We start from the raw sequence: 1,607 nt of genomic DNA, 5'->3' as shown, positions 1-1,607 counted from the left end.
CCATGTGGCACTCGTCGCCGCCGCTCGGGAAGTCCCCGAAGTAGTCGACCACGTCCTCGGGCCACTGGTTGGCCTCCGCGAGCAGCACGGTGTCCGGGTACTGGGTGTCGATCTCCTTGCGGACCCGCTTGAGGAACTGGTGGGTCGCGGGCAGGTTCTCGCAGTTGGTGCCCTCGCGCTGGTACAGGTACGGCACCGCGTCCAGCCGGAACCCGTCGATGCCGAGGTCCAGCCAGAACTTCAGCGCGGAGATCATCTCCTCCTGCACCGCCGGGTTCTCGTAGTTGAGGTCCGGCTGGTGCGAGAAGAAGCGGTGCCAGTAGTACTGCTTGCGTACCGGGTCGTACGTCCAGTTGGACGCCTCGGTGTCGACGAAGATGATGCGGGCGTCCCGGTACTGCTTGTCGTCGTCGGCCCAGACGTAGTAGTCGCCGTACGGCCCGTCCGGATCCCGCCTGGACTCCTGGAACCACGGGTGCTGGTCGCTGGTGTGGTTCATGACGAAGTCGATGATCACGCGCATGCCGCGCTGGTGGGCCGCGTCCACGAACTCCACGAAGTCGGCGAGGTCGCCGAACTCGGGGAGCACGGCCGTGTAGTCCGAGACGTCGTAACCGCCGTCTCTCAGCGGTGACTTGAAGAAGGGCGGCAGCCACAGGCAGTCCACGCCGAGCCACTGGAGGTAGTCGAGCTTGGCGGTCAGGCCCTTGAGGTCGCCGACTCCGTCGCCGTTGCTGTCCTGGAAGGAGCGGACCAGGACCTCGTAGAAGACGGCACGCTTGAACCAGTCCGGGTCCCGGTCCCGGGCGGGAGTGTCCGCGAAGGTGTCCGGGACGGGCTCATTGACGATCATATGGTGGGTGACCCTCCGGTCTGCGGGTTGGACGGTCGCAGGACGGTGAGGACGTGCGCCGGGCGCCGGCCCGGTTCGAGGCGCACGTAGTTGGCCCTGCCCCAGTGGTAGGTCTCGCCGGTCAGCTCGTCGCGCACCGGCACCGACTCGTGCTGTTCCAGGCCGAGTCGCGGCATGTCCAACGAGACCGTGGCCTCCTGGGTGTGGTGGGGGTCGAGGTTGGCGACGACCAGAACCGTGTTCGATCCCGCACGCTTGGAATAGGCGATCACCGCGTCCTTGTCGGCGTGGTGGAAGTGCAGGTCACGCAGCTGTCGCAGGGCGGGGCTGCGCCGCCGGACGGCGTTCAGCCGGGTGATGAGCGGCGCGATCGTACGGCCCTCACGCGCGGCCGACTCCCAGTCCCGGGGCCGCAGTTGATACTTCTCCGAGTGGCGGTACTCCTCGCCGCCCCGGCGCAGCGGGGTGTTCTCGCACAGCTCGTAGCCGCTGTAGATGCCCCAGGCGGGGGAGAGGGTCGCCGCGAGCACGGCACGGACCTCGAAGGCGGGCCGGCCGCCGTGCTGGAGGTAGGCGTGCAGGATGTCGGGGGTGTTGGGGAACAGGTTGGGCCGCATGTAGGCCGCGGTCTCGCCCGACAGCTCGGAGAGGTACTCGGTGAGTTCCTGCTTCGTGTTGCGCCAGGTGAAGTAGGTGTACGACTGCTGGAAGCCGATCTGCGCGAGGGTGCGCATCATGGCGGGGCGGGTGAACG

General features: G+C 67.6%; 2 protein-coding genes. Both read right to left on the bottom strand.

The genetic code is table 11. From position 1 onward, the window contains the following. Positions 1–853, bottom strand: an 853-nt coding sequence (locus VT52_RS34255) for an alpha-amylase family glycosyl hydrolase (RefSeq protein WP_240510008.1), incomplete at its 3' end; no start/stop codon positions are given. Further along, positions 850–1,607 (bottom strand): alpha-amylase family protein (locus tag VT52_RS34250; RefSeq protein WP_143070965.1); only part of this gene is annotated, 758 nt, incomplete at its 5' end. The genes VT52_RS34250 and VT52_RS34255, both read right to left, overlap by 4 nt.

Origin of the sequence: Streptomyces malaysiense (assembly GCF_000980885.2) — a bacterium.
GTDB classification, from domain to species: domain Bacteria; phylum Actinomycetota; class Actinomycetes; order Streptomycetales; family Streptomycetaceae; genus Streptomyces; species Streptomyces malaysiense.
This window is presented reverse-complemented; position numbering and strand designations above follow the sequence as displayed.